Raw genomic sequence first — 4,625 nt, 5'->3', positions numbered from 1 at the left:
CTGGCGCAGGCGCGAGGCGCGCTCGCCGGATTGCTCGGCCTGTTGCTGCAGGCGCGAGTGCTCCAGCTGGATGTCATGCACCCGGCGGGTGACCTCCGCCACGCGCTGGCGCGCCGGGGCGATGGCCTGGGACACCTGCTGCCAGGCGGCTTCGGCGCGTGCGACCGCGGCGCGCGCCTGGTCGGCGATCAGTTGCTGGGCTTTGATTTCGCGCTGCAGGTTTTCGATTTCCTGCTGGCGGGCCAGGAGGCCGGCCTGCTCGGAGTCTGGCGCGTAGAAGCGCACGCTGTGCGCGTCGACCAGATGGCCGGCCTTGACCACGCAGGCGCCGCCGGCGGGCAAGGATGCCCGCATGGCCAGGGCCTGGGTTACGTCGGTCGCGGTGTAGACACCGGCCAGCCACTCGTTCAGAAGCGTGCGCAGGTCGGGATCGGTAATGCGCAACAGGCTGGCCAGCGGCGTCAGGCCGGCAGGTGCCGCCGGCGCGGGCGCGGCGACGGGCAGCTGGTAGAACGCCAGGCGAGCCGGTGGCGCATCTTCGGCAAAGGCGCGGGCCCAGTCCAGGTTGCGCACTTCCATCGACGCCATGCGTTCGCGCAGCGCCGCTTCAAGGGCGGTTTCCCAGCCTGGCTCGACATGCAGCTTCTGCCACAGGCGCGACAGACCGGCGAGCTCGTGCTTGGCCAGCCAGGGCTCCAGCGCCCCCTGCTTCTGCACGTCTTCCTGCAATTTCACCAGCGCCGACAGGCGGGCTTCCAGGCGCGCCAGATTCTGCGCGTCGGTCTGGGCGGCGGCCTGGGCGCGACTGCGCTCGGCGTCCGCTTCCGGCACCCGGCCTTCCAGCGTGGCCAGTTCTTCCTGGGCTTCTTGCAGTTGGTCTTCGCCCGCAAGGCGGTCGCCGGCCAGTTGTTCCAGACGCACGGGGTCCGGGGCGTGCAGTTCGCGCAGTTCCTGTTGCAGACGCTCGCGGCGCTGCTCCAGGACCTGCATCTGGCGGTCGGCGTCGCGCTGGGTCTGAGCAACCAGCGCCAGGTTCTGCTCGACGCGGGCCAGCGCGGCACGCATTTCGTCGCGGCCGGATGCGGCCTCGCGCACGCGCTGTTCGACCGAAGGCAGGCCGGCCTGGGCATCTTCCGCCGTGGCGCGCGCCTCTTCGGTGCGGGTGGCGGCGGTGGCCAGGTCGTCTTCGGCCTGGGCGATCTGCTCCGTGCAATGTTCGCGCTGGCTGGTCCATTCCGCGATCTGCTGCTGCAGTTGGTCGCGGCGCGACTGCAGGCGATTGCGGGAATCGACCACGTGGCGGATCTCGGCCTCCAGGCGGCTGACCTGGGCGTTGGCTTCGTACAGCGCGCCCTGGGCGGCATGGACCGCGTCACTGGCGGCGTAATGGGCCTGGCGCCGGGATTCCAGCGCGGCTTCGCCCGCCCGCAGGCCGGCGATGGCGGCTTCCAGCTCGTTCTGGGCCTGCGCCATTTCCTGGACTTTCTTGGCGCGCTCCTCGCGCGCCCCGGTTTCCTTCAGGAACCACAACGCATGCTGCTTCTTTTCGCCGTCGGCCTGGAGTTCGCGGTAGCGCGTGGCCACTTCGGCCTGCGCTTCCAGTTTTTCCAGCTGGCTGTTCAGTTCACGCAGGATGTCTTCGACGCGGGTCAGGTTCTCGCGCGTGTCGGACAGGCGGTTTTCGGTCTCGCGGCGGCGTTCCTTGTAGCGCGACACCCCGGCCGCTTCTTCCAGGAATACCCGCAGTTCTTCAGGGCGCGCCTCGATCAGGCGGTTGATCATGCCCTGGCCGATGATGGCGTAGCCCCGCGCGCCCAGGCCGGTGCCCAGGAAGATGTCGTGGATGTCGCGGCGGCGGACCTGCTGGTTATTGACGAAATAGCTGCTGGTGCCGTCCCGGGTCAGAACGCGGCGCACGGCGATTTCGGCGTAGGTACTCCATTGGCCGGCGGCGCGCCCTTCGCTGTTGTCGAACACCATTTCCACCGACGCCCGGGCGGCCGGCTTGCGGTGGCCGGAGCCGTTGAAAATGACGTCCTGCATGGACTCGCCGCGCAGCTCGGAGGCCTTGGCCTCGCCAAGCACCCAGCGTACTGCGTCAATGATGTTCGATTTTCCGCAGCCGTTGGGACCCACCACGCCGACCAGTTGGCTGGGCACGGGGATCACGGTGGGATCAACGAAGGACTTGAAGCCGGCGAGTTTTAGCTGAGTAAGACGCACAGTACGATGACGACGGGGTGGGTTGAACGAAAGGCGTTAACGGACCTGCCGCACAGATTGCAAACCGGCCCGTCAAGGGCCGGCTCACATATGGGTCGTATGATACCGCAGGCAGTCTGTCCCTAAACGTTAGCAACGGTCAACCCACGGGCAAACGCTCAATAGCGCGCACCCACGCTCCGGCTATACTCCCTGACACTTTTTGGCACGACACATAATTTTCACGCGGACCGGCCGGGCTCAGGCCAAAGAACGGGGACATTCTTGAAACGTGGTTTCTATCTGGTCATGGCCGCGCAGGCCTTCTCGTCATTGGCGGACAATGCGCTGTTCATCGCAGCCATCGCCTTGATACAGGAGCTGCATGGCCCCGACTGGCTGGCGCCCATGATGAAATGGTCTTTCGCGCTAGCCTACGTGGTGCTGGCCGCCTTTGTTGGCGCCCTGGCGGACTCCTTCCCCAAGGGGCGGGTGATGTTTTCCACCAACGCCTTGAAAGTGGCCGGCTGTCTGCTGATGTTCTCGTACGCCAGCATCGGCGTCGCCCCTGAATATCAGACGTATCTGGTGTGTGCCGCCTACGCCGTCGTGGGCATCGGCGCCGCCGCATATTCGCCCGCCAAATACGGCATCGTCACCGAAATGCTGCCGCCCCACATGCTGGTCAAGGGCAACAGCTGGATCGAAGGCCTGACGGTCTTCTCCATCATTCTTGGCACGGTGCTGGGCGGTCTGTTGATTTCTTCCTCGGTCTCCACTGCGCTGCTCAGCCACTCGTTCATCGGCAGCCTGGTGCACACGCCGGCCGAAGCGGCCATCCTCGTGATCGCCTTCGTCTACCTGCTGGCGGCGCTGTGCAACCTGATGATTCCGCACACCCACGTGCGCTATCCGCCACAGCAAAAGAACCCGGTACGGCTGATCCGCACGTTCTGGGGCTATGTCCGCGTGCTTTGGCGCGACAAGCTGGGTCAGATCTCGCTGGCCGTCACCACGCTGTTCTGGGGCGCCGGCGCAACCCTCCAGCTGATCGTCATCGAATGGGGCCGCAGCCACCTGGGCTATCAGCTGGACAAGGCTTCGATGCTGATGGGCGTGGCCGCGCTGGGCACGGTGGTGGGTTCGATCCTGGCGGGACGCATCCCGCTGCGCCGCGCGCTGGCCGTGCTGCCCGTGGGCGCCGCCATGGGGCTGGTCGTGCTGCTGATGCCGCTGGTCTACTCGCCCTGGAGCGTCTACCTGCTGCTGCTGATCACAGGCGGCCTGGCCGGGTTCTTCGTGGTGCCCATGAACGCCCTGCTGCAACACCGCGGCCATGTGCTGCTGTCGGCCGGCCATTCCATCGCCGTGCAGAACTTCAACGAACAGCTCAACATCCTGCTGATGGTGGCGATGTACACCCTGCTGCTGTGGCTGCAACTGCCGATCAACATCATCATCGTCATTTTTGGCACCGTCGTCGCCGTGCTGATGGTCGTGTTCATGCGCTGGAGCAAGCGCAACATGCTGGCCAATCCCGATCTGCATGACCAGATCGGCCAGGAAGGCCATGGCCGCGCACTGGACTCCACGCACTAGGAAATCACCGCCAAGCGATTGATATCCCAAAGAAAAACCGGGCCAAGGCCCGGTTTTTCGTTTGCGACCGGCAGCCGCCGTCAGACCATGCGGGACGCCAGCTTCAGGTCCTGCCAGGCCCGCGCCTTCTCGGACGGGCTGCGCAGCAGGTACGCCGGGTGGTAGCTGACGATGACCGGAATCTCGGCGCCTTCGTCCGTCTTCAACGAATGAACACGGCCCCGCAGGCTGCCGATCGTGGCGTCCGTGCCCAGCAGCGTCTGCGCCGCGAAGCGGCCCAGCACCAGGATGCGCTCGGGTTTGAGCAAGGCAATCTGCCGCATCAGGTACGGGCTGCAGGCCGCGATTTCCTCGGGCTTGGGGTTGCGGTTGCCCGGCGGACGGCACTTGATCACGTTCGTGATGAACGCGTCGGTTTCCCGGCTCATGCCCACGGCGGCCAACATCGCGTCCAGCAGCTGGCCGGACCGGCCCACGAAGGGATGACCCTGCCGGTCTTCTTGCTCGCCCGGGGCTTCGCCCACGACCAGCCAGCGGGTCGGGGTGGCGCCCTGGCCGAACACGGCGTGGCGCCGCCCGTCGCACAAGCCGCAGGCGGTGCAGGCCACGACCTGTTCACGCAATTCGTCCAGATTCGCGTTCTTGACGGCCTCGGCCACCGGGATGCGCGGCGCCTCGACCACGTCGTCCTCGGCCGCCTTGGGCTCCGGGCGCGGAGGCGGGCCCGTGCGATTCAGGATGGACGCCGGAATGCCCGGACGGCCATTCGCCCGCTTGGACGCGACGATCTCGGCCACAGGCGTGGCGCCGGCAATGGCAGCCGG

At 66.6% G+C, this 4,625-nt stretch carries 3 protein-coding genes; 1 reads left to right on the top strand and 2 read right to left on the bottom strand.

Going from position 1 to position 4,625, the window contains the following annotated elements:
- Positions 1-2,223: chromosome segregation protein SMC (gene smc, locus VIR09_RS31045; RefSeq protein ID WP_332016363.1), on the bottom strand; the 2,223-nt coding region annotated here is incomplete at its 3' end.
- Between the two features lie 264 nt (positions 2,224-2,487).
- Between smc and lplT the strand changes: the two genes are divergently transcribed.
- Complete coding sequence (lplT, locus tag VIR09_RS31040) at positions 2,488-3,801, top strand: lysophospholipid transporter LplT (RefSeq protein ID WP_310032986.1); 1,314 nt, start codon at positions 2,488-2,490, stop codon at positions 3,799-3,801.
- Positions 3,802-3,881: 80 nt separating this feature from the next.
- Here lplT and VIR09_RS31035 read toward each other — a convergent pair.
- Positions 3,882-4,625, bottom strand: a 744-nt coding sequence (locus VIR09_RS31035) for a uracil-DNA glycosylase (RefSeq protein ID WP_414639479.1), incomplete at its 5' end; no start/stop codon positions are given.

Source organism: Achromobacter sp. (genome assembly GCF_036567245.1).
In the GTDB taxonomy this organism is placed as follows: Bacteria; Pseudomonadota; Gammaproteobacteria; order Burkholderiales; family Burkholderiaceae_B; genus Achromobacter.
The sequence above is the reverse complement of the archived record's forward strand: the minus strand, read 5'-3'. Positions and strand labels throughout refer to the sequence as shown.